This window comes from Bacillus velezensis (assembly GCF_001461825.1).
GTDB classification, from domain to species: domain Bacteria; phylum Bacillota; class Bacilli; order Bacillales; family Bacillaceae; genus Bacillus; species Bacillus velezensis.
Genome location: NZ_LLZC01000020.1, coordinates 395,570 through 421,187, shown reverse-complemented (window position 1 = coordinate 421,187; position 25,618 = coordinate 395,570). Strand labels below are relative to the sequence as shown.

Annotated in this window: 22 protein-coding genes and 5 pseudogenes; 23 read left to right on the top strand and 4 right to left on the bottom strand. The window is 43.1% G+C overall.

The window, feature by feature from the left end; genetic code table 11:
- The first annotated feature begins 146 nt into the window (after window positions 1–146).
- A complete protein-coding gene (locus AR442_RS17170; RefSeq protein WP_053285303.1) occupies window positions 147–1,070 on the top strand; it encodes a restriction endonuclease PLD domain-containing protein in 924 nt (307 codons plus the stop codon).
- 12 nt (window positions 1,071–1,082) lie between these two features.
- A complete protein-coding gene (locus AR442_RS17165; RefSeq protein ID WP_053285304.1) occupies window positions 1,083–3,089 on the top strand; it encodes a Z1 domain-containing protein in 2,007 nt (668 codons plus the stop codon).
- 131 nt (window positions 3,090–3,220) lie between these two features.
- Here AR442_RS17165 and AR442_RS17160 read toward each other — a convergent pair whose 3' ends face one another.
- Window positions 3,221–4,327: a DNA cytosine methyltransferase gene (locus tag AR442_RS17160; protein WP_053285305.1), complete on the bottom strand. Its 1,107-nt coding sequence runs from the start codon at window positions 4,325–4,327 to the stop codon at window positions 3,221–3,223.
- A gap of 169 nt (window positions 4,328–4,496) precedes the next feature.
- Between AR442_RS17160 and AR442_RS17155 the strand changes: the two genes are divergently transcribed.
- From AR442_RS17155 to AR442_RS17145, 3 genes and pseudogenes are all read left to right on the top strand, one after another.
- Complete coding sequence (locus AR442_RS17155) at window positions 4,497–4,907, top strand: very short patch repair endonuclease (protein ID WP_032875610.1); 411 nt, start codon at window positions 4,497–4,499, stop codon at window positions 4,905–4,907.
- Between the two features lie 229 nt (window positions 4,908–5,136).
- Window positions 5,137–5,385 (top strand): annotated as a pseudogene (locus AR442_RS21175) (YwqH-like family protein); the annotation flags it as partial.
- Between the two features lie 81 nt (window positions 5,386–5,466).
- Window positions 5,467–6,197: pseudogene (locus tag AR442_RS17145) on the top strand (protein rep); the annotation flags it as partial.
- A 44-nt stretch (window positions 6,198–6,241) separates the two neighbouring features.
- Here the strand turns inward: AR442_RS17145 and AR442_RS17140 are convergent.
- Window positions 6,242–6,865, bottom strand: coding sequence for a hypothetical protein (locus AR442_RS17140; RefSeq protein WP_032875613.1), 624 nt, complete (start codon window positions 6,863–6,865; stop codon window positions 6,242–6,244).
- A 133-nt stretch (window positions 6,866–6,998) separates the two neighbouring features.
- Here AR442_RS17140 and AR442_RS20495 point away from each other — a divergent pair, with 133 nt between their 5' ends.
- Entirely contained in the window at window positions 6,999–7,175 is a 177-nt protein-coding gene (locus tag AR442_RS20495; RefSeq protein WP_024085988.1) for a hypothetical protein, read from the top strand.
- 199 nt (window positions 7,176–7,374) lie between these two features.
- Here AR442_RS20495 and AR442_RS17135 read toward each other — a convergent pair whose 3' ends face one another.
- Entirely contained in the window at window positions 7,375–7,830 is a 456-nt protein-coding gene (locus AR442_RS17135) for a MerR family transcriptional regulator (protein ID WP_053285306.1), read from the bottom strand.
- Window positions 7,831–8,123: 293 nt separating this feature from the next.
- Here AR442_RS17135 and AR442_RS17130 point away from each other — a divergent pair, with 293 nt between their 5' ends.
- From AR442_RS17130 to AR442_RS17060, 17 genes and pseudogenes are all read left to right on the top strand, one after another.
- Window positions 8,124–8,303 carry a hypothetical protein gene (locus AR442_RS17130; protein ID WP_042635622.1) on the top strand — a complete coding sequence of 60 codons (180 nt, stop codon included), beginning with the start codon at window positions 8,124–8,126 and terminating at the stop codon, window positions 8,301–8,303.
- Window positions 8,304–8,344: 41 nt separating this feature from the next.
- Window positions 8,345–8,491, top strand: a complete 147-nt coding sequence (locus AR442_RS20685; protein ID WP_162838275.1) for a hypothetical protein — start codon at window positions 8,345–8,347, stop codon at window positions 8,489–8,491.
- A gap of 93 nt (window positions 8,492–8,584) precedes the next feature.
- Window positions 8,585–8,713 (top strand): annotated as a pseudogene (locus tag AR442_RS20490) (family 1 glycosylhydrolase); the annotation flags it as partial.
- Between the two features lie 81 nt (window positions 8,714–8,794).
- Complete coding sequence (locus tag AR442_RS17125; protein ID WP_017418568.1) at window positions 8,795–9,241, top strand: universal stress protein; 447 nt, start codon at window positions 8,795–8,797, stop codon at window positions 9,239–9,241.
- Between the two features lie 147 nt (window positions 9,242–9,388).
- Window positions 9,389–10,300 (top strand): DMT family transporter, encoded by a 912-nt coding sequence (locus AR442_RS17120; protein ID WP_021494691.1) that lies wholly within the window; start codon window positions 9,389–9,391, stop codon window positions 10,298–10,300.
- 141 nt (window positions 10,301–10,441) lie between these two features.
- Window positions 10,442–11,506, top strand: coding sequence for a polysaccharide lyase family 1 protein (locus AR442_RS17115; RefSeq protein ID WP_014419260.1), 1,065 nt, complete (start codon window positions 10,442–10,444; stop codon window positions 11,504–11,506).
- 161 nt (window positions 11,507–11,667) lie between these two features.
- On the top strand, window positions 11,668–18,627 hold the full coding sequence (locus AR442_RS17110; RefSeq protein ID WP_053285307.1) for a DNRLRE domain-containing protein: 6,960 nt from the start codon (window positions 11,668–11,670) through the stop codon (window positions 18,625–18,627).
- A gap of 14 nt (window positions 18,628–18,641) precedes the next feature.
- Window positions 18,642–19,088 (top strand): hypothetical protein, encoded by a 447-nt coding sequence (locus AR442_RS17105; protein ID WP_014419258.1) that lies wholly within the window; start codon window positions 18,642–18,644, stop codon window positions 19,086–19,088.
- 185 nt (window positions 19,089–19,273) lie between these two features.
- Window positions 19,274–19,702: a WapI family immunity protein gene (locus AR442_RS17100; RefSeq protein WP_014419257.1), complete on the top strand. Its 429-nt coding sequence runs from the start codon at window positions 19,274–19,276 to the stop codon at window positions 19,700–19,702.
- A pseudogene (locus AR442_RS17095) lies at window positions 19,686–19,977 on the top strand (YxiG family protein). Before AR442_RS17100 ends, AR442_RS17095 begins: the two are co-directional and overlap by 17 nt.
- Window positions 19,978–20,060: 83 nt before the next feature.
- On the top strand, window positions 20,061–20,318 hold the full coding sequence (locus tag AR442_RS21125; RefSeq protein WP_014722035.1) for a YxiF family protein: 258 nt from the start codon (window positions 20,061–20,063) through the stop codon (window positions 20,316–20,318).
- Window positions 20,300–20,905 (top strand): annotated as a pseudogene (locus tag AR442_RS17085) (hypothetical protein). The gene AR442_RS21125 and the pseudogene AR442_RS17085 overlap by 19 nt, the downstream one beginning before the upstream one ends.
- 1 nt (window position 20,906) lies before the next feature.
- Window positions 20,907–21,752, top strand: a complete 846-nt coding sequence (locus AR442_RS17080; RefSeq protein WP_014419254.1) for a hypothetical protein — start codon at window positions 20,907–20,909, stop codon at window positions 21,750–21,752.
- 1 nt (window position 21,753) lies between these two features.
- Window positions 21,754–22,119, top strand: coding sequence for a YxiJ family protein (locus tag AR442_RS17075; protein WP_014722031.1), 366 nt, complete (start codon window positions 21,754–21,756; stop codon window positions 22,117–22,119).
- Window positions 22,120–22,135: 16 nt separating this feature from the next.
- Entirely contained in the window at window positions 22,136–22,351 is a 216-nt protein-coding gene (locus AR442_RS17070) for a hypothetical protein (RefSeq protein ID WP_014722030.1), read from the top strand.
- A gap of 101 nt (window positions 22,352–22,452) precedes the next feature.
- On the top strand, window positions 22,453–22,827 hold the full coding sequence (locus tag AR442_RS17065; protein WP_014419251.1) for a hypothetical protein: 375 nt from the start codon (window positions 22,453–22,455) through the stop codon (window positions 22,825–22,827).
- 54 nt (window positions 22,828–22,881) lie between these two features.
- The gene (locus AR442_RS17060) at window positions 22,882–24,321 is read left to right on the top strand and encodes a DEAD/DEAH box helicase (RefSeq protein WP_014419250.1); all 1,440 of its coding nucleotides are present in this window, start codon (window positions 22,882–22,884) and stop codon (window positions 24,319–24,321) included.
- 30 nt (window positions 24,322–24,351) lie between these two features.
- On the opposite strand, the gene AR442_RS17055 is transcribed toward AR442_RS17060, so the two are convergent.
- Window positions 24,352–25,602 (bottom strand): MFS transporter, encoded by a 1,251-nt coding sequence (locus tag AR442_RS17055; RefSeq protein ID WP_101287936.1) that lies wholly within the window; start codon window positions 25,600–25,602, stop codon window positions 24,352–24,354.
- Window positions 25,603–25,618: the final 16 nt, after the last annotated feature.

Genomic DNA, 25,618 nt, shown 5'->3' with positions numbered 1-25,618 from the left:
CATTTGTAAGTACTAGACTAGTTTTATCCAAAAGAGATATAATAAGTATGTATATGCAATTAACGCAAATCTAATTCTTAAACTTTAGTCCTTGAATAATGTTTTTAAAATAGGAGGGAAGTTCTATTCTTGTATACAAAGATCGTTTGTTTAATAATATTATACTAAATCCATATAACAAAGGAAGAAGAAAGCTAAAAGTGATTACTGCTTATGCTTCCCCTGCTTTTTTACATCATGTACTATATGCACTTAATGAAATTGAAATTGAAATGTACATCGGTATGACTAAATATCAGCCAATAACAGTATGGGATCACAAAGAATACTTAAAAATGGCGAGTGAAACTAATAGATTAAGTGTAAATTATTTTTATGGAGAGAGACCTGTCCACTCTAAAATTATTTATTGGGAGCAGGAGGGATTATTTGCATCAGAACTAGCTTTTGTTGGATCTGCAAACTTTACTAGAAATGGCTATGTTAATTATAGCGAAATAATGACAGAGGCTGATCCCATAGAAATAGGCAATATTTTTGAAGATATTGGAGAGTATATAGATTTTAAGCATCCTAATATTGAAGAGTATATTACATTTACATATCAGTCTGATTTAAAAAGCTCAGAAAAAGAAGGGTCTGGGTTAGGGAAAATAGTAAAAGAAAAAGAATATAAACATTTTGATTTTCCGTTAACTATTAAAAGTGATAGAAGGAAGATTCATCAAAAATCAGGGTTGAATTGGGGACAGCGTCCGGATAGAGAGTCGAACCAAGCCTATATCCCTATTCCTAAAGAAGTTTATACAACTGACTTTTTTCCAGATAAGAAAATGCAATTCAATTTGATAACAGATGATGGAGAGAGTTTTACATGTGTAGTAGCGCAAGAAAACAATAAAGCTCTTGAGACACCAGAGGATAATAGCATACTGGGAAAATACTTCAGAAAAAGACTCAACGTACCATTAGGCAGTTTTGTTAGGGTTGAAGATTTAGATAGGTATGGGAGACATCATGTCACCATATATAAAATAAATAATGAAACTTATTTTATGGATTTTAGCTAAGGGAGAAATATAATGATTCGATCTGGAATAAGTAAGGTTGAGAAGTTCAGCAGAGTCCTAAAGAGAGAATTAGCAGAAGAGGAAATCAATAAGATAAAAAAAACAGCTGAAGATATGAATGAAAAGATAGGGTTTCCTAATAATGAAACCCGTCAAGGTTTACTGTTTGGACAAGTACAAAGCGGTAAAACAAATAATATGTTGATGACAATTGCTCAAGCCTCGGATAATGGCCATCGTTTATTTATCATACTGACATCTGACAACCTGTGGTTGTATGACCAGACCTTAGAGCGTGTTCAAGAAGCGCTCCCCGGGTTACTTACTCTTGGAAAGGATTCATGGGGAATTGAATCAATGACCTCTAGAATTCAAACAGCGTTAAACCATAACGGAGGAGTTGTTTTAGTTACCACTAAGAATAAAAAAATATTACCTAAAATGCAGGAGTTTATTAAAGAGCACATACCCCCGAATACAAGATCAGTTATATTTGATGATGAAGCAGATCAAGCGAGCTTAAATACGTTTGCCAATACTGAAGTGCAGGATAAATTAAGTGAAGTAAGTGCTGCTATTGTTAACCTTAGAGATTTTTTTAACAATCATGTCTATGTTCAAGTAACCGCTACGCCTCAAGCACTGTTATTACAAGGCGCAAACAAAGAATTCCGACCGGATTTTATTGTGAAATTCAGTCCCGGCGCAGGTTATATAGGGGGAGAAGCGTTCTTTGAAGAAGGTGCTGGTGCTCTCAAGACATTTGCAGACTCAGAGATTGATGACATAATGAACGAAGAATCAGATATTGCTCCCCATACAAAGGGGCTTGCTATCCCTACCGGTTTAAGACAAGCTCTATGCACTTTTTTTATTGGAGCTTCAATTAAAATTTGCAATGGAGAAGGGGCAAATTATACATTTCTTTGTCACGTCAGTCATAAACAGGACGACCATCGAAGGTTAGAGACGATGGTTAATGGTTTTATTACAAGTCTATCTAAGGCTTTGCACGAAGAGAACCATGAAACAGAAAAAAATATTGTATATACTTATTTAAATGAAGCTTATCAAGATTTGGTGCAAACTAACAGCAGGACGCCTTCATTTGAATTAGTTATAGCGGAGCTAGCTGATAATATAACCAGCACGCAGTCACAATTAATTATTTCGGGGAGTCATTTTAAAAAACCCAGATACAGTTCCCCATTTAATATTCTAATAGGAGGAAATAAATTAGGCAGGGGAGTAACAGTTAAAAGGCTATTAGTTACTTATTATGGACGTTCCAGTCAAGCGCCAAAAGTTGATACAATTCTTCAACATGCCAGAATGTATGGTTATAGAGAACGAGATTTAGGTGTGCTAAGATTTTTCACATCGTACTCAATAGCTGAGATTTTTACAGAAGCCTATCTTTCTGAAAAAAGATTAAGAACAGTAATTAATAAGGCTGATTCTAGTGACCTTCAAGCATTAGTTCTATCAAGGACAAAACACTCTTTGCTCAGGCCGACAAGATCAAATGTTATCTATCTGGATTCTGTATTATTTTATATGTCAGGAAAACGCTATTTTCCTAGAAATCCATTGGTAAGTAATGTGGGTTTGCTAGATCAGTTATTAGAAGATTATAAAGATGAGCAAGGGCTGGAAATGATAACGATTCAAAGATTGATAGAAATCGTCAATCTAACTAAGTCTAAGAATATTGAGGGCGGCAGCTGGGATGATGAAGCAATTTTAGCTTGTTTGAAAAATATGAAAGAGATGTATAATAACCGTGGCTATATTGCCGTACGCAGAAACAGAGACATAAAAAAGAATGCCAGAACAATGCTGTCATCTGATGATAATTTATTATTCAATCCGCATGGTCCGACTTTAATTATGTATAAGTACACTGGATCTGCGAATAAAGGGTGGTCTGATGACAAACCTTTATGGGTGCCTAATTTAAGGTTCCCAGATGGAAATACCTATTTTATGTTTTCAACTAATGACATACCGAACGATTAAAAATGCTATAAAAGGACGGGACTGATCTTAACGATCGAACATTGATTAAAAAAGGGGGTCAGTCCCATTTTTTTATTTTTAAACAAATGAAAAACTTGCAAATGTTGTCATTTGCAAGTAACGATTGTATTTTAGATGAGAAATGGAACTTTTTCCTCTTTAACTAACTCTTTAAAAGTCCATTTTGGCTCAATGGAGTCATATTCAATTCCAGCAAACGTTTTTAGTATCGCTTCTGCAATAATTTGAGCAGCTTTTGGAGGGACAGCCATACCGATTTGCTGTCTTACCTTTTCTTTCTTTCCTTCAAATACAAAATGATCAGGAAAGGTTTGCAAGCGTGCCCGTTCTCTATTTGTTAAGGCGCGGGGCTCTTCCCAATGGTACACGTGAGTGCCGCCGCCGCCACTTCCAGTCACCGTATAAGATGGTTCATCCGGATGAAGACGTTTATAAATCTGACTCATTCGGGCACCTTTCACTTTAAGTCGTAATTCTTCCGGGATGCCCTCATACCAGGCGTTCTTTCCGGGAGGAATATAGTTCAGCATCTCAATAGTTTTTTGATTATGTTTCGTAGGCTCATGATTTTCAGTAAAATCAAGAATAGGCGGATTATTGAGTGCATCGTATGCAGTAACATACTGATTTGGAGTAGTAGGAGCAGGAATTTTAAATTCTAAATTCTGGTCTTTTCTGATACCTACTATAATAATACGGTGTCTTTTTTGCGGTACGCCGTATTCCTCAAATTTATATAAGTGAGGAGTGATTGTATAACCCATCCCCGCTTCTCCCAGTTCCCTCAATATCTGAATAAAAGCTTTACCTTCATTTGCACTTTGCAGACCGCCCACATTTTCAGCAATGAAAAATTTCGGGTTATGATAATTGAGCACCTTTACACCATATGAGTAAAGAGGGCCGTAATCGCCGCTCATTCCTTTATGTTCTCCAACTATACTGTAATCATTGCAAGGGAATCCAAAGGCTAATGCATCTATAGGAGGGAGGCTTTCTATATCCAATTCTTGTACAGGACCCTCAATTACTGACGGATCATCAATATTTTTGCAGATATTTTTTCTGTATGTTTTACATGCAGATTCGTCATAATCATTAGACCACTCATGTTTTATGCTGTATTCATTACCGGAACTGTCAACGACACGGGCACTTGTAATTCCTAAAGACAGTCCTCCTGGTCCGCTGAACAATTCTCCTTTTCGGAAGATCATATAAAAACCTCCATTTGTTGATCTCATACACATTATAAACTATAACACATCTTAACGCTAAAAAGAGAACGTTTGTTTCGCGAATTTAAAAGGAGAAAACTTTTGTTTTAATAGAAGATTTAAATGTTTTCATTGAGGGAAAACTTTTACAAATCGGGAGGGGAATCGTATGGCTGACACTCATACAAAAGAACAAAGAAGAAAGAATATGCAGGCGATTAAAGCAAAATCAAAATTAGAAGATAAAGTATCCGCAGCCTTATGGAACAGGGGGCTGCGATTCAGAAGAAATGTTTCATCTCTTTTTGGTAAGCCAGATATAGCTATTAAAAAATACAAAATTGTTATCTTTGTTGATTCTTGCTTTTGGCACGGATGCAGCTCTCACGGAAATCAGCCAAAAAGCAACAAAGTGTATTGGGAGAAAAAACTGAAGCGGAATAAGGAAAGAGATCAAAAGGTTACTTCCTACTATATAAAACATGGCTGGCATATATTAAGGGTTTGGGAACATGCTTTTAAAGAGAATTTTGAAAGAACAATAGATGAGATAGAAACTTTTATAAAAACGAATATGTAAATAACTGATTATAAATTTTTCCGGTGATAAATAATTCCTTTTTCTTATTCATCCAAATAAACCCATAGTGTAACATGAAAATAGTCTATAATGCCCGAAATTTACAAGCGAGGTGTTTACTTATACTAGCAGAGATGAACGCATTACATTCGGCAAGAGCCGACTTTGATATAAAACAAGAGCACATTCATGCCTTGAAACAAGTCAGACATGAAATAACAAATTTGCAGATATCAACCATTTGATCAGTCAGCCTCATTTATCCCTGCATACGTGGAAAGGGAGCCATGCAAAGGCCTTTGAAGAGTGTCGCGAAGATATGGCACATGCCTGGGCTGATATCAAAAAGGACCAGGTGAACGGGATAATTGAACGCATTAATGAAAAGATTTCTATATTAGAGGGTGACGTGCATACACTTCAGCACAGAATACGATCAATTGAGAATGAGATCCGAAAACAAAAAGAGAAGAGATGAGGTGCGATATGGGACAGGAGATCAAGATGGATTTCCATATGATAAAGCAGGGGACAAACTGAAGCTGTATCAAGCCCATTTAATAACTTAATTGTAGAAGAAGCTAACCGGCAGTACAGTTGCGGGTGGATTTTTCTCACGCTGACTGTCAGAAATGTAGCAGGAGAAGAGCCGAAGTCTAAGATTTCTGACATGATGAAAGGGTTTAATCGTCTCATGAAATACAAAAGGGTCGATACAGCGGTACTTGGCTATTTTAGAGCTTTAGAGATTACTAAAAATCATGAAGAAGATACATATCATCCGCTTTTTCATGTGTTATTGCCTGTGAAGAGAAGTTATTTTGGCAAAAATTATATCAAGCAGGCAGAATGGACAAGTCTTTGGAAAAGGGCGATGAAACTGGACTATACGCCGATTGTTGACATTCGAAGAGTCAAGGGAAGAGCTAAAATTGATGCTGAGCAAATTGAGAGCGATGTGCGGGAAGTCATGATGGAGCAAAAAGCAGTTCTCGAAATTTCTAAATATCCTGTTAAGGACACGGATGTGGTGCGTGGCAGCAAGGTGACGGATGATAACTTAAATACTGTGTTTTACTTGGATGATGCGCTTTCTGCGCGAAGGCTGATCGGGTACGGCGGCATTTTGAAGGAGATAGGAGATACATAAAGATCTGAGATCTGAACCTTGAAGATGCGGAAGACGGCGATCTGGTTAAGATTGATGAGGAAGACGATGAGGTGGCAAACAGCGCTTTTGAGGTCATGGCTTATTGGCATCCCGGCATCAAAAATTACATAATCAAGTGAAAGGGAGCAGGCCATGTGGCTTGCTCTCTTACTTTGTGGAACCGTTATTCAATACAAGCAGAAACGATGGCCGTAATGCCAAAGAAGTCCATTATCGCCTCTTTTATTTCAGGGCTGGCTTTTGAAGCTGCTTTGGAGACTGCTTTGTTCCAAGCGGTTTTTTTACTGCGGTATTTTTTCTTGTAATAATTGTAGTACTGATATGTTTTAGTGACGAATGTCTTTACTCCACCCAAGGCTTTTATTGCCTTTTTGATCTTTAACAATTTTGCAGGAGCGAAAGCTAGGCTGGCAAGTGCGGTACCAACAGCACTTATACAACCTAGGACACCTTGAGTCTTGAATGGTTTGTCCGATTGATGAAGCTCAGTTGCAGCGGCGTTCATATCATTGATTAGCGATTGATCATCGATGTTATTTCTGAACCAATCTAAAATTGCATCAGAACCTTGGTTGACCACTGAGTCAGGTATGTTTTCAATTGCGTATAATGCTTTTTGACTAGAAAGCAAACTTGAAAATTCTTTTTCGAGATTAGTGTCTCGAACTAATGATTGATTATTCGGTGATTCAGCGGCTTCAGCGGCTGTCGTTCCAAGGATTGAAAATAAAAACACTGAAACAACTGCCAAAATAATTTTACTTCTGTACTTTAGAACAAATTTCATATTATCCCCCTTTTTTACTTGAAAATACCTTGTAAATTATAAACCATTTTACCGCTTGATTCCATAGCGGAAATTGTGTCATGATGGATTTAGGTATATAAAGTGTTTAACAGAAAGAGTGAGGGGATCAGCAATGAGTGACAAAAAATATGAATCTATACACTGGTTTGCGTCAGTACTAGCGTTTTTATTAATAATTTTGAATAGCTTTTTTACAAAAATTGAGGGTGTAACTGTTGGTATTGCGATTGTATACATAGTGATCATGGGAATTGTTAGGAGTACATGGAAAAAAGCTAAAATAGATTAAGCAGGCCTTCAGGCCTGTTTTTTTATTGCGGTGCAAAAGAGAGAAAATTGTTATGCATGAGTGAAAAAATAAAAAAGTGGACTCGGTGAAAGTCTCCTTTTTTGTAACACGCCTGACGGAAATCGAGAGATTTAGCATGTACACAGGGTTGTGTGTATAAGTGCGCCATTTTCCGTGTGTTCTATTTCCAAAATTGCCACTACTTTTTTTGTTTAGTGGCTGCGATCATTCTTTGTGTCTCTAGCGACTTCCGTAATGCCGCAGTGAGTGTCTCGTGTCTTTCATGCTGTCTTTTTTCGAATTGTTCCATCCGTTCCGCCATTCTTTGGTTGAATTCTTCCTGTCGCTTCATGAATTCCACCAAAGGATTGTCCTTTAGCGATGTAGCGGTATCCGATATGGTCAGTTTTGAACGATACAGGCTTGCTATATGCTTTACCGTTTCGTCGAGTGAGTGTCCATTGATCTTAGTCATTGTACATAGATACTCTAAAGTCTTTACGTCATCTTCGGTATAGAGTCGCCATCCTTTCGAATCTTTATTGAACGAGTAGCCTTGTTCTTCAAGCATACTGGCATACTTGCGGACAGTCACCGGCTCTATACCGAGGTGTTTTGCGACGTCCTTGGACGATAATTTGACTCCCATATCCATCACGAATCACCTCGTAAAATAGGTTCGCTATGGCGAGGTCAGACACCTTTAAGTGTTGCACCCTTTATTATGATTTGAGTTGTTTTGAAAAGGGTGCATTTTAAAAGGCGCTGCATACCTAAACGAGAGGAAAAATCCAGTTATGACAGGGGACTGACTGGGTTCTTTTGTGTTTGAGTTTGTTTTGGAATTTAGGAGCGGTCACGGAGTGCCCAGTTATACGCACCAAATAAATTGGGGCGTACTGGCGAAAATGACCCGCAGGGCCTTTTGATAAAGAGGAGGGGGTAGTAATGCAAGAGATTGATTTTGAAACAGGGATGAAATATGTAAGAGCAACCCTTGGCTTTGAGGGCTTAGTGCTGACGGAAGAAGAGGAAAAGCTCTTAGAAAGGCGGTTTCATGGAGAAATCACAGAAGAAGAATACATACGAAAAGCGCTAGAGCTGTCTTATTCCGGTAGTTCAAAATAAGGGATGTGAAGTTTTCGAGGGGTTGGGAAGGAGCCGAAAAAATGAATGTTGATAAGAAGAGGGAAATCCAAAGAAAATATAAAGAGCAAATGCGAAAGAAAAAAGTGACCTACACTGTAGAAGCAGTGGTTGTTACTGCGATTGTTGTGTTAATTATTTTTTTGAATTGCGTTATTAAAGGATTTTAGGGAAGCAAGCGAATAGGGCGTGAGTCAACGGTAACCGGACCGTAGGGAGGATTAAGGAGTTGACTCACTCAGCGCCACCCGAACCCTTTTAGAATGAAAAAACGCTACGGCTATATCTATGTCGACCGCGGCAATGACGGAAAAGGCACGTTTGAAAGAAAGAAGAAGAAAAGTTTGGTTTGGTATAAAGACGTCATCGCCACAAACGGAGAAAGTCTGTAAGCGCAATGTTCCGGAGCAAGCCGGCAAAATTGACATTCAGCAAAGAGAGGAGGACAATAAAAGCAGAAAGGCGGGATTCATATGTTTAAAAAAATTCTTGCAGCAGTAGACGGTTCAGACATGAGCAGCAAAGCTTTGGACGCAGCGATCCATCTGGCGAAAGAACAGCAGGCTGAACTCACCATTCTCTATGCGGGACGTGAAGCCGTTGTCTCCACATCAGCCTTAACAGGGATTGTCTATGTTCCGGAAAACTTCATTGAAGACATCAAACATGAAGTCGAGCAAAAAGGAGCGGCCATTCTGGAAGATGCCAAGCAGAAAGCGGCAGAAAGCGGAGTAAATGCGGAAAGCCTGTACGTCCAAGGCGAACCTGCGCATCAAATTTTAAACATAGCGAAAGAACAGCATTTCAATCTGATTGTCGTCGGAAGCCGCGGAATCAGCGGATTTAAAGAAATGATGCTCGGAAGCGTGAGCCATAAGGTCTCACAATTGTCTCCTTGTCCTGTACTGATCGTTCATTAAACGGAAGACCCTGCTGATGCGGGGTTTTTTTAATGAGAAAAGACCGCCGTCTTTCGAAAAATAGGATGAAATCTTCCTCTGAATCAAGTAAAATGGCTGTTAGTATTTGTCTGAATAAACAGTCAATGATATGGGGGAAGCAAATCAATGCAAGCTGAACAAACATCAAATGCCGTCATCAAAATGGTCATTTCCATGGTCATTTTCGGATCAATCGGCTTTTTCTCGGAACATACGAATGTGCCTTCAATTGAACTGGTCTTTGTGAGATGTCTGTGCGCCTCATTGTTTCTGGGCGTTTGCTGGTTTGGTTCCGGACGGTACCGCACCGAACAATGGAACCGGCGTGAGGTGCTGCAGACACTGGCCTGCGGATTTTTTCTCGTGCTGAACTGGGTGTTTTTATTTAAATCATTTGAGGAGACATCAGTGACGATAGCGATTTCCGTTTATCATCTGGCTCCGGTTCTCGTCCTTCTTCTAGGGAGCCTTATATACCGGGAGAAACTGCATATTGTGTCCGTCACTTCCATCGTGATTTGTTTTCTGGGCACCGCCCTGATTTCCGGCATCAACGGAAGTACATCATTTTCTCAGCTGATGGGATCGGGTATTATTTGGGCCGTGCTGGCCGCCCTTTTTTATGCTTTTACGACACTGGCCGGGAAAGGCATCAACAGCCTCAGCCCATACGCCGTCACCTGTTTGCAGACCGGATTGGGCGTCATCATTCTTCTTCCGTTCGTCCGTTTCGGCGCTTTTTCTGATTTGTCGCATGTGAACTGGATCATGATTGTGTCGACCGGCATCATTCATACGGGAATTGTGTATTTGCTCTTTTTTGACAGCTTGCGGTTTTTATCCACCCGGTTTATTTCAATCATCGTATTTCTTGATCCGGCGGTGGCGATTGTGCTTGACACCGTATTTACGGGATTTCGCCCCGACCTTTATCAATCTTTGGGGATTGTATTGATTTTTGCGGGAATGGCGCTGTCCCTGATTCGAAAGCAAAAAGCCGTGCCGGCGGAAACTCAGGCAGACAGCACCCGTATATAGGCGGCCGTACCGACTGCTTTTTTTATTTTGGGGCTATTCAGCCATAACGAAAAAGCAGACAAACAGATCATGGAAAAAGAGGATAGTAATTGTATAATACTTCTTGTGTTTACAATTTAAGAGATTAAAGGAGTGAAGGGCATGATAAACAAGACGCGTCATCTCGCTTTCTTGGCTGCGCTCGGCTTTGCGCTTTGTCTGGCCATCGTATGTTCCGTATCAAAGCAGGCAGAAGCGGCAGCGGCTTATCCGGATGTGATGCAGGGACTTACCGGGTTCGCGGGAAATGCGAAGGATCATAACGGAAAAGCAAAATCCGCCGTATCGGGAGGCCAGGGCGGCCCCGTCGTCTACGTCAGCAATCTCAATGATTTGAAAAACAATGCGGGCGGAACGGATCGCAAAACCATCGTCATCACAAGTGATATTTCTTCCCCGGGTAAAGCCGTTGTGACAGTCGGCGCCAATAAAACCATCGTCGGCTCTTATACCAGCCACAGGCTGACCAACATCTATCTGACCACCGGCTCCGGCTCAAACAATGTGATTTTCAAAAATCTCATTATCAGCCATAGTGCCGCCATTACGGGCAACAACGACATTCCGATGTACATAGCGAACGGACAGAATTACTGGATTGACCACGTGTGGTTTGAAGGACACAGCTACAATCCGAACAGCCACAGCGATTTGGGAAAGCTTCTGTATGTCGGCGCCAAAGCGGATTTTGTGACGCTGTCTAACTCTAAATTCACAGACCATCTGTACGGCCTGATTCTCGGTTATCCGAATGATGATAACGAAGGGCGCAATTATATCGGCTATCCACATATGACGATCACCAACAACTATTTTAATAACGTCTATGTGCGTTCACCGGGCCTGATGAGATACGGCTATTTTCATGCGAAAAACAACTATGTGACCAATTTCAATTTAGGATTCACCATTCATACAAACGCGACTGTCTTCTCAGAAGCCAACTATTTCGGTAACGGAAATGAAAAAGGCGGAATGATAGACGACTACGGGACCGCCCAATTCACTGACACCGGTTCATTCCCGTCGCTCAAAGCCCCGAAATCACCGCGCACCGGCTGGAATCCGAGATCAAATTACAGCTATGGCACCCTTTCAGCCCAGGACGCCAAAAACTTCGCCCAATCCTACGCGGGAGCGCAAAATACAAATCTCCGCTATCCATAATACGAAAAACCGCCGGCAGCCGGCGGTTTTTTTATATGAATAAAAGGTTCAAAATACCTATAATCCTTAAAATAACCTTAAATACCTAGGAAAATATTGATAAACAATTTCAATAATATTACTATTGTTAAGCCTATATTACAAAAGAAGGAGGAGAACCTATGAAAATAGGAAAAAAGAACAAGTGGAAAAAATGGCTGGCCGGCACTCTTGCGGCAACGCTTATGATTTCCATTGCGCCTGCCGATGTATTTGCGGCAGAAACGCGTGAAAAACAAGATCAAGCGAAAACCGCCGACATTCCGGCAGCAGACCCGGAAAAAGATCTTCCGGCGGAAAAAGCATCTGAGCAGATGCCTTTTGATCAAAAAGATATCAATCAAGACGGTGAGATCACGTCTGAAAGAACTGAGAATTCAAAGCTTTACTATGAAGGCGAGGGTATGTACAAACAGGAAATCTACACAGACCCCATTCATACGAAAGAAACCGCCAATGCGGACTGGGAAGACATTTCTCCTGAATTGAAAACCGGCTCAAAGGAAGTCGGAACGGAAAATACAGTGCTGAACTCCGATTTTCTGAAGCAAATGAAAAACGGATTATACGCTACATTTGAACACGATGATCATAAGCTCACATACTCATTAACCGGCGCAAAAGGCCCCGATCAGGCTGCAATTACTCCGACAGATGCCTCAGCAAAAGTAAGGGAAGACAGCAACGAGCTTACGTATCAGCAAGTGTTTCCTGCAATTGATTTACAAACCTACACATTTAACGAAAACATAAAAGAAGACCTTGTGCTTCACAAATATGAAGGCTACAATTCCTTCACCTTTCAAATCAAAACCGACCTGCAGGCTAAAGAACAGGAAGACGGCTCGATCGCGTTTTCTGATGATAAAGACAATGTCGTCTACACCGTGCCGAAGCCCTTTATGACCGACTCAGATCTCGACGAAAAGTCAGGTGAAGTCAACAGGTCAGAAGATGTCAGCTTCAAACTTGAAAAAAACAGCGAAGGCTACTTGCTCCATGTAACGGCCGATGAAAAATGGCTGAAAGATCCCAAGCGGGTTTATCCGGTATCTATTGACCCTTCAACATCAGTATCTGTGTCATCCGATACCTTTGTCATGAGCGCGTACCCGACGACAAACTACTCTGCCGCATCGCAGAAATGGGATGCCGGATTGAAAGCGTACGTGCTGAAAACTGGATATTATGACGGCACAACCGGAACGAACTACGCTTTTATGAAGTTTGATAATCTAAAGCCGATCAAAAACATGACGGTGACGAAAGCGACGCTAAAAGCATACACAGCCCACTCCTATTACGGATCAAAGGCGACGGGGCTTTGGCTCGACACCGTTAACAGCAATTACGACAATGCCAAGATTACGTGGAAGAACAAGCCGGGCTCCAAAAACATCGGCAAAGCAGAGGTCTATAAAGGCCAATGGGCAAGCTTCGATGTCACCTCCGCAGTCAAGTCGTGGAACAGCGGCGGCGCCAATTACGGCTTTAAGCTTCACGCAAACGGCAACGGAAAAGAATATTGGAAGAAGCTGATGTCATCAGCAAACTCTGCTAAAAAACCATACATTGAAGTGACATACACGATTCCGAAGGCGGACACGCCGTCTGTCAAAGCGTATCATAACGGAGATTCGACAGGATTTTTCAATATCAGCTGGAAAAAAGCTGAAGGCGCCAAAAGCTATAAAGTGTGGCTTTATAACGGGAAAGAATATCAAGCCATTCCGGTCGGCAATGCAACCTCTTGGAGCACAAGAGGGAAAAAGATCTGGCCGACAAAAGCGGAAATCGACTCCGGCAAATATAAGCTGCATACAGACGGAAAAGGCGGAAGTGAATTAGCGCTTAATCCTTCGCCGGTCTATAAAAACTCCGGCGGCAGCTATCCGGCAAGTAAAAATTACTGGGTCGCGGTCAGCGCGGTGTTTGACCAGGGAGAAGGCGCCATGTCTGCGGCCGCCAAGCCCGTCATTCCGAATATTGGCAGAGTTCAGAAACCAAGTACGAAAGGCTTTAATAACAACAACGCCACAGGCTGGTTTGATCTTTCCTGGAAAGCCGTATCAGGCGCAGCCGGGTATAAAATGCAAGTCTTTAACGGCAAAAGCTTTGAAACGCTTGACCTCGGAAATAAAACATCCTGGTCCACAAAAGATCAAAATATCTGGCCGACAAAGGCGGAAATCAGCGCCGGAAAATATGCGCTTCACCTGAAAGACAAAAAAGGCGCGGAATTGCCGATCAACCCGGGCTCTGTTTATAAAAACGCCGGCGGAGATGCGAACCGGAAAACCTACGGATTTAAAGTCATTGCCTATAACAAAGACGGAGAAGCGATCGCCTCACCGGAAGCGAGTCCGGCGCTGCCTGATATCGCAAAGCCGAAAAATCTGACAGGCTACGTCTATACGAACACGAAATCGAGCCAAACGGGTTATGTCAATCTCATATGGGATAAAGTCAAAAACGCCAAAGGCTACAAAATCAACATCTACAACGGAAAAGACTATCAATCATACGATATCGGTGATACCGATCATTGGACGACCCAAAACAAACACATCTGGCCGTCAGCCGATGAAGTGAAAGCGGGAAGATTCCAGCTTCACACGGACGGAAAGGGCGGCGAACTGGCGCTTGACCCTTCACCTGTTTACGAAAACGCAAACGGCAATTACAAAGGGAAGAAGAACTATTCCTTTACGCTGACCGCCTATGACGCAAACGGTGACAGCATACCGACGGCACCTTTTAACCCTGTTTTCCATGAAGGTGCGGAATTCCTCGGAACGGAAGAATTCTGGTCTATTATCGACATTCCGGACGGACAGCTGAACGGCGCGACGGGAAATGTCATCGTCAATGAGGAAGATATGTCAATCGACGGACGCGGGCCGGGGCTCGGACTCTCCCGGACCTTCAACAGCCTTGACAGCTCTGACCATATGTTCGGCCAAGGCTGGTATGCCGATGCGGAAACGTCGATTCTTTCTGAAGACGGCAGAGCCGTTTATATTGATGAGGACGCGACAACACATGTCTTCACGAAAAAATCTGACGGCACGTATCAGCCGCCGACAGGCGTTTATCTCGAACTGACGGAAACAAGCGATCAATTTGTATTAAAAACAAAAGATCAGACGAACGCTTATTTCAGCAAAAAAGGCGGAAAGCTCCAAAAAATCGTTGACGGACACAACAACACAACCGTATACGAGTATAACGACAGCAATCAGCTGACCGCCATAACAGATGCATCAGGGCGCAAGCTGACATTTACCTATGATGAAAACGGGCATGTCACATCTTTAACAGGGCCGAAAAACAAAAAGATTTCGTATTCATATGACAAAGACCTTCTTAAAAAGGTGACGGATACTGACGGCAGCGTCACAAGCTATGACTATGATGCCGAAGGGCGCCTCGTCAAGCAGTATTCCGCAAACAGCACGGATGACAAACCGCTGTTCACTGAATACCAATACAGCGGCCACCGCCTGGCCAAAGCCGTCAATGCGAAAAAAGAAACGTACGACTACAGCTATGACGCGGACAAAAAAACGCTGCTCATGACGCAGCCGAACGGCCGCAAAGTGCAGTACGGCTATAATGAGGCAGGCAACCCGATTCAAATGATCGATGATGCCGAAGGGCTGAAAATCACGACCAACACTGTATACGAAGGCAACAACGTCATTCAGGACACCGATCCGAACGACGCGGATGCGGGCAAAGCGACAGAAAGCTATCAATATGATAAAGACGGCAACGTCACAGCCGTAAAAGACAACTACGGCACCGAAACGTATCAGTACAACAAAAACAATGACGTAACGAAAATGAAGGACACCGAGGGGAACGTCACTGATATTGCGTACGACGGACTTGATGCCGTTTCTGAAACGGATCAAAGCGGAAAATCCTCATCCGCCGCCGTGTATGACAAGTATGGAAATCTCATTCAATCAAGCAAAGAGCTGGCAGCTTCGGCAAGCCTGCTGAAAGACGGCAGCTTTGAAGGAACAAAGCTGGGCTGGAATCTCACCGCTACGAGAGACAGCGGAAGTATTGCATCTGTAAAAGCAAGAAGCGGCACGCTGTCCGGACAAAAAGCACTGGAGATCTCCTCACAATCCGCTTCAGCCGGAACAGAGCACGGCCATGCGTCCGCAACGCAGGAAGTGCAGCTTGAGCCGAATACGACGTATACACTCAACGGCCAGATCAAAACGGATCTGACAAAGGCAAGAGCGTATTTCAACATTGATCTGCGTGACAAAGACCAAAAACGCATTCAATGGATTCACAATGAATCAGGCGCATTAGCCGGAAAGAATGACTGGACGAAACGGCAGATCACCTTTACAACACCGGCCAATGCAGGAAAAGCCATCGTCTATATGGAAGTGGACCATAACGACAAGGACGGCAAAGGAAAAGCGTGGTTTGATCAGGTTCAGCTGGAAAAAGGCGAAGTCTCTTCAAGCTATAACCCGGTGCAAAACAGCAGTTTCACGGCTAAAGCAGACGGCTGGAGCACAAGCGGAGCCGCCGCTGACCTTGATGAAGGCTTCGATGATGACAGCTCATTAAAAGCGTCCCGCACAAATGCATCACAAGCCAATGCGGCCGCAAAACAAACCGTCACATTAGGCCAAAGCGCGGACGATAAGCCGGTATATATCACGCTGACAGGAATGTCCAAGGCTGACGGTGTAAAATTAACGAACGACAATGATTACGCTCTTCAGGCCGGCGTGACTTATGCGGACGGAACGACGGGCGTCTACACCGCCAAATTCCCGCAGGGGACCCAAGAATGGAACCGGGCAGCGGCAGTCATTCCGAAAACAAAGCCGATCAATAAAATCGAAATCAGCATTCTGTTCCAAAAAAGCGCCACAGGAACGGCGTGGTTTGATGATATCCGTTTAATCGAAGGAAGCATCCTGACGAAAAACACCTATGACGAAAAAGGAAACTACGTCACAAAAGAAGAAGACGAACTAGGTTATGCAAGCACTGCTTCATATGACGAGACTGGCAAGAAAACATCTGAAACCGACGCGAAAGGCGAAACAACCGCCTACGAATACGATCAGGGCGACCAGCTGACAAAGCTGACCCTGTCAAACGGCACATCCATCCTTCACAGCTATGACAAGGAAGGAAATGAGCTGACAAAAACGATTCGGGCCGACGCAGATCAGACCTATCAATATGAATATGACGTCATGGGCAAGCTCGTCAAAACAACCGACCCGCTCGGCAATGTACTGAAGAGTGAATATGACGCCAACAGTAACCTGACGAAAACCGTTTCCGCCAACGGAAATGAAGTGTCGCTGACCTATGACGGCACCGACCGGGTTAAGACAAAAGCGTATAACGGCACTGAAAAATACAACTTTACCTATGACAAAAACGGTAATGAAACGTCGGTCACAAACAAAGAACAAAATACAACGAAAAAACGCACCTATGACAACAAAAACCGCCTGACCGAATTAACCGACCGCGGCGGCAGCCAAAGCTGGACGTATCCGGCTGATTCGGATAAGCTGAAAACTTTCTCATGGAGCCACGGCGGCCAAAAAGGAACAAACAGCTTTACGTACAACAAACTTGATCAAATGATTGAAATGAAAGACGGCACTTCAGCCTATACATTTGATTATGATGAAAACGGCAATGTCCAGACATTCATCAGCGGCAATGAAGTCGGCACGAGTTTTTCATATGATGAGCGGAATCTCGTCAGCTCTCTTCATATCGGAGCGAAAAACGGCGGCAGCATCTTCCGGGAAAGCTATGAATATGACGCTAACGGCAACCGCACGGTCATCGACAGCTCAGCGGGCGGAAAGGTGCAGTACGAATACGGCAAGCTCAACCAGCTCGTCAAAGAAACTCATGAAGACGGCACCGTCATTCAATATACGTACGACGGCTTCGGCAACCGGACAAACGTCACCACCACAAAGGACGGCGCAAGCAAATCAGTCAACGCATCCTTCAACATCATGAACCAGCTGACGAAGGTGAATGACGAAGACCTGTCCTATGATAAAAACGGCAACCGCACATCTGACGGCAAATACACATATACGTGGGACGCGGAAGACAACCTGACCGCCGTCACGAAAAAAGGCGAAGACAAGCCGTTCGCAACATACAAATACGATGAAAAAGGAAACAGAATCCAAAAAACCGTCAACGGAAACGTCACAAACTACTTCTACGACGGAGACAGCTTGAACGTCCTGTATGAAACAGACGCCGACAATAACGTCACAAAATCATACACGTACGGTGACAGCGGCCAGCTGTTATCCTATACAGAGAACGGCAAGAAATATTTCTATCACTACAACGCACACGGTGACGTCACCGCGATCTCAGACAGCACCGGAAAAACCGTTGCCAAATATCAGTACGATGCATGGGGAAATCCGACAAAAACCGAAGCAAGCGACGAAGTAAAAGACAACCGCTACCGCTACGCAGGCTACCAATACGACGAAGAAACCGGCCTGTACTATCTCATGGCCCGCTACTACGAGCCAAGAAACGGCGTATTCTTATCACTAGACCCAGACCCGGGCAGTGATGGGGATTCTTTAGATCAGAATGGGTATACTTATGCCAATAACAATCCGGTGATGAAGGTCGACCCAGATGGGCATTGGGCCAGAATTCTATGGGAAGTAATAAAAAGGTCATGGAATGGTGCTCCAGGAAAGTGGGCAAAGAGGAATGTTGGTAAGGCATATAATGCATCAAAGAAATGGACTAAATCAGTTATTAAAAAAGGCGCAAAAAAAATCGCGAAAAGGATTCCATATAGAATTCATAAAGTAGGCCGTATAAAAGGGGATAGAGAAAAAGGAAGAGGTTATTGGGGAATAATCTATTCGAGAAAGAAAAAGACTGGGAGGTCTATATATAGATCTCTAGAGTGGCATACACCACATAATAATCATGGTTATCATTTACAAAGTAATAAGTTTTCTATATATAAAGGGAAATGGAAAAGGGGCAGTGCACAATGGCGGTTTACAGTGTATAAAAGATAGAAGGAGAGAATTAAATGTACTATTTTTATGAAATATCAACTCTCAATGACTATGATTGGGTTGAAAAAGAGTATAAAACAATAGAGGATTTAATATTTGTTATATTAAAAAATATGGAAAATAAACAATATGCAATGTATTCTTACTCTCTTTCAAATAAAGATAGTGATACTTGTATATTCTCAGCGAGCTTAAAAACAAATACTTTGTTTAATAAAAAAATCTCTTTTATGAAAACCTCAGCAGAAGAGTACAAAAATACAATAGTTGCGCATGAAAATATAATCTTATTGGAAAAAGATGTTGAGTTAAAAGATATATTAAATGGAGCTCCTTTAGCAGAGAAAACAATTATTAAAGATTTACTGGATTATGTTCTTTATCATATAGAAATAACAGATTCCGAGACAATCAGAATAGGATCTAGTTATAGAGAAAATATTATAAACATTATTAAATAATGGCATTAAATAAAAAATAGGTGAGCCTGCGGATTCTTTTTTTAAAAAAAATATAAGCGGGTTGGTGATTAGAATCGAGACAGTAAAAGGTGAACAATCGATTGAAACTTAGCTTGACTTTCAGAGCGTCATTCAAATCATTTACTACTAAATTAAAGCTATTAAGTAGAGAACGAGGAGACAGCATGGCCAGAATTGGAGACGGCTGTCTGGAACTTGAAATAACACCGAGAAGGTATTACGAGGCGGAGGATGATCCTTTTATCTCAACAATGTTTGAACTGTTGGAACCTAATAAAGTAATCGCCCGCGATTACTCTGCCGTTTTATTAGAAAGTGAATATAAAATGCTGACATCAGGGATTGAAGCATTATTAGCGGGGAATCAAGACAGGATACGTTTAGAAACAATTGAACCATTTTTTATTTTGAGTATTGATAAAGAAAACGAATATTACAGATTTATCATTAGATTTGTGGAAAATCACTTAAATACGACTTTCTATAAAGTGAACTGTAATGAAGAGAAGCTAGAACTTTTCGTGAAGACTTTAAAATCAGATCTCAAAGACTCCAAAACGTCATTGGGGAGATACGATGCACAAAACAATTAATGAATGGATAGATTACATAGATGGAGGGTGCGCTGTCCTTCATTTTGACTTTCATGTGTTTAGAAAAGAGCTTTCACCCTGAAGAATACAATTGGCAAGTATTTGAGATGAGTTACCACCCGGAAGGAATCGGTAATCTATCAAATGCTGTAATTCCTGAGTATCAATCAAATGCTAATTTTCTCATTGACATGAACAGAATGCTGATTGCTGTAGAAGCTGAAACAGTTCGCTTTGATGATCAATCATTTTATGCGTATCATTCGAAATCATAAATAAACAAATAAGAGAGGTTCCCTGCCTCTCTTTTCTTACAAACAAAACCGCTTTTACGCGGGAAACCGTTTGCGGAGGTAATATGAGCACTCCTTTACATTTACAAAAAGAATCATTGGGGGCTATAGGGAATCTGGATGTGATTAATCCGCTTAAATACAATTCGATTTATTCATGTGATCTAGGGAGTAAAGATATTGAAGGCCGGCTGCTTTCTAACAGCTTTATTGTAGTTGAGCCGTCCTTCTCATTTGCTGTCTGTTTATTTCACACAGAATACGGCTGTGAGCTTGTGTGTAAACCGCCGAAAAGAGGTACAAAATGCATCCCTTTTTTATAAAGAACACAAAGGAATTGGCGGTTTTTCAATCCCAAATATATTCCTTACTTCATGAAAACAAAACGTTGCCCGAACAAGTATTTAAACAACAAAAACATTATTATCTATTCGAGGAATTCCACTAGGTCTTGTCTGAAGAAGGCTGGGAGATGCTCAAAAGTTTGGCGCATCATCATCACGATGATTTTATCTTAATGGCTGTTCTGGAACACTCGGATGATATGAATCGGTTTTACGAGACATTCGGATATTTTAACTGGTTAAAGATCCCTTTGCATATAACTGCAGATGAATATCTTTCAATCTTAACTGATTATCCAAAGCACAGTAAAAATGACTGTATATTGAACATTGCATCCCGCGTCGTATGGGCTTCACCGTCTTTAAAGTGGGCGATTTACGGAGAGAGAGATTTTGAGATCTGTATTCTAGGCATTGATCAGGAGATTGCGGGAAAAACGTTAGAATCATGGAGGCTGTTAGATGATCATGTTTTAGACTGGATATCAGTTGTATTCCCGAATCAGATCGTTCCGGATGAATTTCAAAAAAAGCTCGCCGCGCATTATAAATACAAGGGGCAATGACATGAAAATAAAAATGAACAAGATACACGATGAATCAGTAAAAGGATGTTTTTGTCACTTTGACAACTGCGGACGTCAGTATCTTGGTCAGCATCAGAATGGCAGTCTTTCGTTTACGATCACGGAGGAATCCGGCGATACCCGAGAGGTTCATATCGATGAACAAATTCCGTGTGAGGATATTATGCTGTTTCAACAGAGTTCGGCTGCCAGGTATGTGTTGATTTTCTTTGAATCGCATGAGTATAAAGTGAAAGTATTTTCAGCAGAAGGAACAGAACAAAGTGCATTTTCTCTGCCTTCAGGGGTTTCATGCAGTCTTTTGGACGAAAAACAAAACCTGTGGATCGGTTTAAGTGATGAAGGTATTTATAGTGATGAAAATCATGAAGGGCACAGTGTGCTGTGCTTCACTTTAGACGGGCAGCTAAAGAAAATTCACATTGATCAGCAGCTTTCAGAAATATATGCACCCGCGGCAGATGACTGCTATGCACTTGCAGAAAAAGACGGACTGATCTACATGCTGTATTACGCTTATACAGTCATTGCTGCGTTTGATGAAACCGACGTGAAACGAGTTTGGATTATTTCTGATAAAACATATTCCGGGGTTTACGACCAGCTAGCGATTTCAGATGACGGGTTTTGGATATGCAAAGATGATCATTCACTGTCTCTCATTCCGGCTGATGTCAGTCTGCCGGTGCAAGAGATAACGTGCTGTGATGCGGATGGCGATGAGCTTTCCGGGCATCAGCTGAAGCTGACTAGCAATGCCATTTACGCGGTCTCGAATTCAGGGATTTATAAGCGGGATATCAGTAATGGGAAAGCGGCTAAATGAGATGTTAAGATCCAACAGATATTCTTTAAATAATGACGTCATCAGAAGCTTGAAATTACACAAAAAAGAATTAGAGGGTCCGCTGCCTTCAGATGCAGGAAGATTTGAAGAAGACTTTGAGGGTGCCGCCTGCGCTGGGGATTTTTATGAGTATTTTGCGCTTATCTGCGGCAGCTTAGATTTTGTTTTGGCGAATAAACAAATGCCTGCGCGGCAGCGTAAAGCGTTATATAAATCCTTTTTTGAGCTTTATCCGCAATATGTGCAGCTGAAAAACGCTTTAACAGATTATCCGGAGCTCAGCCGGGAAATCGGGCGGCACGAACGGGCCAGGAGGCTGTTAGTCAGCATTTTAAACAAGAAATGAAAGGCAGGCTTCTAACGTGAAAGAACCCACAAGAGCAGAATGTCTGAAGAAGGCTGGTCTGATCCTGAACGGTCAAGCGGCGAGGGAAGAAGTGTCAGATTGGGCGTCTGAGTATGTGGCTGCAGATGATCCGGCGGTTGAGGACGAAACCGTTTGGGAGATGCTCGTATATTTGAGCGGGTTTGATCTGAAAGATTCGCCTGATGCGTATCTGTATACGTTAGAAGAATGAAAAGATTGGATGCAGACATATAAAGAAATTTATGGGGGGTTTGTAAAGAAAATTCATTTGAGTCAGACATGCCGATTCAGCTGAAAAAAAGGAGGCACAAAATGGAGTGGCACAAACATGAGAAAGCAGTTCTGCTGAGGCCGGATTCGCCGGGTTGTTTTGAATTGACGGAGTTTACGTTCTCTACCGGGTATAACGAGTATTATGATAAAATCCCGGTATTTGAGCTGAAGCTGACTGATGGACAGTATGATGCTGTGCTGCGGTTTGAAGGTGTGTGCTCTGCCCGTCTGGATGATCTTGAAAGCATCACCGACATCCGTCTGGATATCAGCCCGGTCGACGGCGGCTGGGAATCGATACGCTATTATGTCGATGACGTGGAAGGAAGCATGAGCTTTTATTGCGCCAAATGGGTCGTGCTTGACATGAAGAAAAAGCAGTCCCCCGAATGGCCCGGCAAAACGTCAGGGTAAAGCGGCGGCATTTCGCGTATAATGAGGGGAACCGGACAGAGAAGGAGTTTAGTCATGAATGAGTTTAATGAATATGCGATCAGCCCCGAGATCCGACGGGCGCTGAATGGCTTGCAATACACCGAGCCGACTGAAGTGCAGCGGCGCGTCATCCCCGCCGCGCTGCAAAAAAAAGATCTCGTCGTCAAATCGCAGACGGGCAGCGGCAAAACCGCGGCTTTCGGCATTCCGATCTGTGAGCTGGCGGAATGGGAGGAAAACAAACCGCAGGCCCTGATTTTAACGCCGACCCGCGAGCTTGCGGCGCAGATTAAAGAAGATATCACGAATATCGGCCGTTTCAAACGGATAAAAGCCACGGCGGTTTTCGGAAAAGCTTCTTTTGACAAACAGAAAACCGAACTGAAGCAAAAAAGCCACGTCATTGCCGGAACGCCGGGGCGTGTGCTTGATCATATAGAGAAAGGGACGCTGCCGCTTGAACGGCTGGCGTATGTGGTGATTGACGAAGCGGATGAAATGCTGAATATGGGATTTATTGAACAGGTGGAAGCCATCATTCAGCATCTGCCGAAAAACAGAGTCACCATGCTGTTTTCAGCGACACTGCCGGATGACGTCGAGAAGCTGAGCCGCACATATATGAAAGACCCTGAATTGATTGAAGTAAAAGCGGAAGGCCTGACGACAAAAGACATTGAGCATTTTGTCACCAGAACAGAAGAAGAGGATAAATCATCATTGCTGCGTGATGTCCTGATCACCGAAAACCCGGACAGCTGCATCATATTCTGCCGGACAAAAGAAAGAGTCATCCAGTTAACCGATGAGCTGGACAGGCTGGGCTACCCTTGCGATAAAATTCACGGCGGAATGGTGCAGGAAGACCGCTTTGACGTCATGAATGAATTCAAGCGCGGCGAGTTCCGCTATCTCATTGCGACCGACGTTGCCGCCAGAGGAATTGATATTGAAAACATCAGCCTCGTCATCAATTATGATATTCCGCTTGAAAAAGAAAGCTATGTGCACCGCACCGGCAGAACGGGCCGCGCCGGACACCGCGGACGGGCCGTCACGTTTGTGACACCGTCTGAATCGCGGTTTCTGAATGACATTGAGACATATATCGGTTTCCGCATCCAGAAGCGGGAGGCGCCGTCTGAGAAAGAAACAGCGGAACGGAAAGCGGCTTTTGCGGAAAAACTGAACGCCCGCCCCGATGTCAAAACAGACAAAAGCGAACAGTTAAACAAAGACATCATGAAGCTGTACTTTAACGGCGGGAAAAAGAAAAAACTCAGAGCGGTCGATTTTGTCGGAACGATTGCGAAAATCGACGGCGTTTCAGCCGATGATATCGGGATTATCACGATTTTGGACAACGCATCGTACGTCGAAATTCTGAACGGCAAAGGCCCGCACGTTCTTGACATCATGAAAAATACGACGGTCAAAGGCAAAAAACTGAAAGTCCATAAAGCCAAGAAATAAAAAAAAAAGCCTGCCGCGCGCAGGCTTTTTTTACGCCGTCTCCTCGGGGACGAACGCAAGGATGCCAATCCCGATTACAAACAAAATGATCAGGCTGAACACGGCGGCTGACGAATTTCCGGTCAGCTGGGCGGTCACGGCAATCAAAAGCGGGCCGATAATCGAAGCGAACTTGCCGAAGATATTATAAAAGCCGAAAAACTCATTGGCGTTCTGTTTGGGGACAAGCTTGGCAAAGTAAGAGCGGCTCAGCGCCTGAATACCTCCTTGGGAAGTGGCGACAAGCATAGCCAAGACCCAGAAATCAAAAGCGGAATTCATAAAATAAGCATACGTGCAGACAATCATATACACGCCGATTCCGGCATAAAGCATCGTTTTTCCTTTAAACCGTTCGGCCAGCCGTCCGTACAAAATCGAAAAAGGCGCGGCGACGACCTGTGTGACAAATAAAACAATCAGCAGCTTTGCCGCACTGATGCCGAGGTCAGCCCCGTATGACGTGGACATCGTAATGATGGTGCCGACCCCGTCGATGTAGAAGAAATAGGCGAGCAGAAACAAAAACAGCGCCCGGTGCTTCCTGATCTGCTTCAGCGTGCCGGCCAGCCGTATAAAACTGCTGAGTACAAGCCGCGGCTCCCTCTCGATATAATAGCGCTGGCGGACGCGGAGAAGGAGCGGGATCGAAAACAGCCCCCACCATGCCGCCGTAATCAAAAAGGCAATGCGGCCGGCAGCCTGGGCGGACAGCGGAATCACCTCCGCTTGTGCTGAAAGAATGACGGCAATGCTGAGGAGAAAAGGGATCGTGCTGCCGATATAGCCCAGTCCAAATCCCCTGGCGGACACCATATTCATCCGCTCCTTTGCGGCCACATCAACGAGAAACGCATCATAAAACACATTAGACCCGGCAAAGCCGATCGTGGAAATCGTATAACAAATTAATAACAGCATCCAAGATTCGCCGGGAATCAAAGCCAGCGCGGCTGTGCCCGCCACACCGACCAGAAGAAAGAAGGCAAAAAACCGTTTCTTGCATCCTTTGTAGTCGGCAATCGTTCCTAAGACGGGGCCGAGCATCGCCAAAATAAAAGTCGCGGCGGCAATCGTATAGCCAAAATAAGCGGTAGAATCAGCCGCGCTGACACCGTTTTCCGCTGCCGCGGCTTTAAAAAACAAGGGGAACACCGCCGTCATAATAATGACCGAATAAGCTGAATTGGCCCAATCATACAGCATCCAGCTGCTTTCTTCTTTCGAAAACCGTTTCATCACACACGCTCCTTCCCAA